The following is a 3,892-nucleotide window of genomic DNA, read 5'->3' as shown; positions in this document are numbered from 1 at the left end:
TTAATCCCAAGAAAGTACCAACTCAACAACACATAAAGCCCTGTAGGTTCCGACCAATAAGGAAATTGGAATAAAGCCCTGTAGGTTCCGACCAATAAGGAAATTGGAATAAAGCAATAAAAGGAGTTGAAGAAATGAAATTCAGAGAAGCCTTTGAGAATTTTATAACAAGTAAGTATGTACTTGGTGTTTTAGTAGTTTTAACTGTTTACCAGATAATACAAATGCTTAAATAAAAAAAGACTTGATCTGATTAGACCAAGTCTTTTGATAGTGTTATATTAATAACAAAATAAAAAGGAGTCGCTCACGCCCTGACCAAAGTTTGTGAACGACATCATTCAAAGAAAAAAACACTGAGTTGTTTTTATAATCTTGTATATTTAGATATTAAACGATATTTAAATATACATCAAGATATATATTTGGGTGAGCGATTCCTTAAACGAAATTGAGATTAAGGAGTCGATTTTTTATGTATAAAAACAATCATGCAAATCATTCAAATCATTTGGAAAATCACGATTTAGACAATTTTTCTAAAACCGGCTACTCTAATAGCCGGTTAGATGGTCAAACTTTGGGAAAATCTCAACCCGAATTAAGTTTTGATGCTATGACAATTGTTGGAAATTTAAACAAAACTAACGCTAAAAAGCTATCTGATTTTATGAGTACTGAGCCACAAATAAGACTTTGGGATATGCTTCAAACTAAATTTAAAGCTAAAGCACTTCAAGAAAAAGTTTATATCGAATACGACAAAGTAAAAGCAGATAGTTGGGATAGACGTAATATGCGTGTTGAATTTAATCCAAATAAACTTACACATGACGAAATGCTTTGGTTAAAACAAAATATTATCGACTACATGGAAGATGACGGATTTACAAGACTAGACTTAGCTTTTGATTTTGAAGATGATTTGAGCGATTACTATGCAATGACTGATAAAGCAGTTAAGAAAACAGTATTTTACGGAATGAACGGAATGCCAGAAACCAAATATTTTGGTGTTCGTGACAGTAATAGATTTATTAGAATTTATAACAAGAAAAAAGAGCGTAAAGATAACGCCGATGTTGAAGTTATGTCTGAACATTTATGGCGTGTAGAAATTGAATTAAAAAGAGATATGGTTGATTACTGGAATGATTGCTTTAATGATTTACACATCTTGAAACCTGCGTGGGCAACTTTAGAAAAAATTAATGAGCAAGCTATGGTTTATACTTTGTTGCATGAAGAAAGTATGTGGGGAAAGCTAAGTAAGAATACTAAGACTAAATTTAAAAAATTGATTAGAGAAATATCTCCAATTGATTTAACGGAATTAATGAAATCGACTTTAAAAGCTAACGAAAAACAATTGCAAAAGCAGATTGAATTTTGGCAGCGTGAATTTAGATTTTGGAAGTGAATTTAATTTTATACACGTAAGTGATCATAAAATTTATGAACGTATAGCAACCACATTTTTGGTTGCATAGGTTTTGATTTTGAATTTGGTTTTGAACTATGAGTGGCTAGTATTTAGCCACTCATTTTTTGCGTTAGCAAAAACATAAAGGGTATGGGATATAATCCCATCAAGTACGGCGTGCTAGAACGAAGTGGATAGCAAAGCCAGTGCTTGCCAAACCACATTATTACTTGATATTTTGTTGATTATCATATAATCTACAAACATAGATAGTAATAAATTTCGAAGAAACGTGGTGGGATTGAATGAGTGAACATGATAATAATTTGGCTAGCGATTTGTCTGTTGGGGAAAACCGTAAACCCAACCGCAAAGAGCCAAAACAAATTAGTTTCAGAGTGAACGAAGGCGAATATGAAAAGTTAAGGTCATCTGCCGAAACTTTGAATATGAGTGTGCCTAATTTCGTAAAGAAAAAGGCACAAGGCAGTCGATTGGTAGCGCCCAAATTAGATAAAGAGACGCGACAATCGATTGTTAAAGATTTAGGAACTATGGGGGCAAATGTAAATCAGATTGCGAAATGGTTTAATCAACATAAAGAACAAGCAGTAAATTTACCTGAACAAAAATATGATGATTTAATTAACCAATTTGATGACTTTAAAAAGGAGTTGCATGAGATATGGCAACAACTAAAATAAGCTCAACAAAATCAACATCAAGGGCTATTAATTACGCAGAGAAACGGGCAGAAGAAAAAAGCGCTTTGAATTGCGATATAGATTATGCAAAAAGCAGTTTTAAAGCAACACGTGAAATGTATGGCAAAACAGATGGCAACGAAGGACATGTGGTTATTCAGTCTTTTAAACCTAACGAAGTAACGCCAGAACAATGTAATCAATTAGGCTTAGAATTAGCCGAAAAGATAGCACCTAATCATCAAGTTGCCGTATATACCCATAACGACACAGACCATGTTCATAATCATATTGTGATTAATTCAATTGATTTAGAAACGGGGAAGAAATTTAATAATAATAAAAAAGCACTGCATGATATTCGACAAGCGAATGACGAAGTTTGCCAATCGCATAATCTATCAATACCCGAAGAAAAAGCGAAATTACGTTATACACAAGCAGAATATAGCGTATTGAATAAAGGGAAAACATCTTGGAAAGATGAGATAAGGCATGCCATAGATCAATCGCAAGCAGCGTCTTATGAAGAATTGGGTAATGATTTACAACAAAATGGCATAAAAATTGAACGTATTACAGACAAAACAATTACTTATCGACATTTGGAAGAAGATAAAAAAGTGCGTGGGAAGAAATTAGGCGAAGATTACGACAAAGGGGGCTTAGAAATTGGCTTTAACAGACAAAATGAACAACGAGAAGAACAAGCAAGACAGAGAGAACTTGAACAGGCAAGACGAGAGAAAATCAAGCGAGATAAAGAGCGAGAGAAAGAGTGGGCTCGATTTAATAGAAGTACGCAAGCAATTAGACAGAATAGAGAGCGTAGCGAACGAGAAGAACGAGAACGAGAGCGAAAAGCTAGAGAACTTGAAGAACAGAATAGAAGAGCTAGAGAAGAGCGAGCAAGACAGGAACGAGAGAACAAACATACTCATGAAAAGACTAGAGGCTTCGACCTCGAACTTTAATAATAAGTTAGATATTTTTGAAGAAAAGACTAAGCATGCAAGATTAAACTTTGAAACAACTGCAAAGCACTATATTAAACGACTTGATGAAGATAATTTGAAATTAGATTTTCAACAAGCTATTCAAGATGAATTAAGCGATACTAAAGACGAAATACGTGAAGTGACGAAACAAGCGAGAGAAGAAACAAAAGAGTATAAAGAAATCTTGGAAAGTAAAATAAAAGACCATAACAAAGTGGTTGATAAATCGAATACAGCGCTAAAAGTGATGACAAAAGGCGTTACAAATATATTTTTTGTGCTAATTATTTTTGTACTTGTAATGCTTGTGACAGGTCCGATAGGTCATTTCTTTGGTATTGAACATTTATATAGCTTTATTAATGGTTTTATTGATGACCACGAAAGTGCATGGCGATATTTGATGTTGATACTTTATGCAGTACCCTATGTATTCTTTGCTATCATTCTGGGGCTCATAGCATTGCTTTTTAGAGTATCTAATGACCTTTAGGTAGATTTATATATAAAAAGGGCTAAATACGCAAAATACCCCCTTAAAATGCAAAATAAATGCAAATAAGGGGGTAACTCCTTATGAAAAAACAACTAATAGTATTATAACACGTTTTTATGCCGAGAAAACTTATTGGTTGGAATGGGCTATGTGTTAGCTAACTTGTTAGCGAGTTGGTTGGACTTGAATTGGGATTAATCCCAAGAAAGTACCAACTCAACAACACATAAAGCCCTGTAGGTTCCGACCAATAAGGAAATTGGAATAAAGC

General features: G+C 33.7%; 4 protein-coding genes. All 4 read left to right on the top strand.

Annotated elements, in window-relative coordinates; translation table 11 throughout:
* The first annotated feature begins 475 nt into the window (after positions 1 to 475).
* The 4 genes from J5E45_RS14270 to J5E45_RS14255 all read left to right on the top strand — a co-directional run bounded on the left by J5E45_RS14270 (position 476) and on the right by J5E45_RS14255 (position 3,618).
* Positions 476 to 1,420 carry a replication initiation factor domain-containing protein gene (locus J5E45_RS14270; protein WP_208182387.1) on the top strand — a complete coding sequence of 315 codons (945 nt, stop codon included), beginning with the start codon at positions 476 to 478 and terminating at the stop codon, positions 1,418 to 1,420.
* 308 nt (positions 1,421 to 1,728) lie between these two features.
* Positions 1,729 to 2,127, top strand: coding sequence for a plasmid mobilization protein (locus J5E45_RS14265; RefSeq protein WP_109937926.1), 399 nt, complete (start codon positions 1,729 to 1,731; stop codon positions 2,125 to 2,127).
* Positions 2,109 to 3,101, top strand: coding sequence for a relaxase/mobilization nuclease domain-containing protein (locus J5E45_RS14260; RefSeq protein WP_053033444.1), 993 nt, complete (start codon positions 2,109 to 2,111; stop codon positions 3,099 to 3,101). The genes J5E45_RS14265 and J5E45_RS14260 overlap by 19 nt, the downstream gene beginning before the upstream one ends.
* Positions 3,067 to 3,618 (top strand): DUF334 domain-containing protein, encoded by a 552-nt coding sequence (locus tag J5E45_RS14255; RefSeq protein ID WP_053038761.1) that lies wholly within the window; start codon positions 3,067 to 3,069, stop codon positions 3,616 to 3,618. Before J5E45_RS14260 ends, J5E45_RS14255 begins: the two co-directional genes overlap by 35 nt.
* The last annotated feature ends 274 nt before the right edge of the window (positions 3,619 to 3,892 follow it).

Origin of the sequence: Staphylococcus shinii (assembly GCF_017583065.1) — a bacterium.
Taxonomy (GTDB): domain Bacteria; phylum Bacillota; class Bacilli; order Staphylococcales; family Staphylococcaceae; genus Staphylococcus; species Staphylococcus shinii.
Note: the sequence above shows the minus strand (reverse complement) of the source record. Positions and strands in the feature narration are given on the sequence as shown.

Coding starts and splice junctions, on each gene's coding strand:
- J5E45_RS14260 (WP_053033444.1), top strand. CDS start 2,109: ATGGCAACAACTAAAATAAGCTCAACAAAATCAACATCAAGGGCTATT.
- J5E45_RS14265 (WP_109937926.1), top strand. CDS start 1,729: ATGAGTGAACATGATAATAATTTGGCTAGCGATTTGTCTGTTGGGGAA.
- J5E45_RS14270 (WP_208182387.1), top strand. CDS start 476: ATGTATAAAAACAATCATGCAAATCATTCAAATCATTTGGAAAATCAC.
- J5E45_RS14255 (WP_053038761.1), top strand. CDS start 3,067: ATGAAAAGACTAGAGGCTTCGACCTCGAACTTTAATAATAAGTTAGAT.